At 67.2% G+C, this 238-nt stretch carries 1 protein-coding gene; it reads right to left on the bottom strand.

Features of this window, described 5'->3' with window-relative positions; all coding sequences use genetic code 11:
- The coding region (locus HMPREF0072_RS11685; protein WP_211204256.1) for a hypothetical protein at window positions 1-224 on the bottom strand (224 nt) is incomplete at its 3' end.
- Window positions 225-238 lie beyond the last annotated feature (14 nt).

Below are 238 nucleotides of genomic sequence, written 5' to 3'. Positions count from 1 at the left end.
TAGTGGTAGCCCAGGAACACCGCGATGACCAGCAGCACCATGATCCACGACCAGCGCGAATTCGACAGCCCGCGCGGTTCCGGCTCGGGCGGCGGGGGCGGCGGCGCGAGCCGGGGCTGGCTCGCCATATGGTCGATGAAGGCGGCGAAGAACTTCTGGATGATCTTGTCGCAGCCTTTGAGCAGCACGCTCTCGCCGCACTCGGCCAGCTTGCCGCCGGCCATGCAGGCCACGGTAT

It is taken from the genome of Anaerococcus lactolyticus ATCC 51172 (assembly GCF_000156575.1).
GTDB lineage: Bacteria > Bacillota > Clostridia > Tissierellales > Peptoniphilaceae > Anaerococcus > Anaerococcus lactolyticus.
The sequence above is the reverse complement of the archived record's forward strand: the minus strand, read 5'-3'. Positions and strand labels throughout refer to the sequence as shown.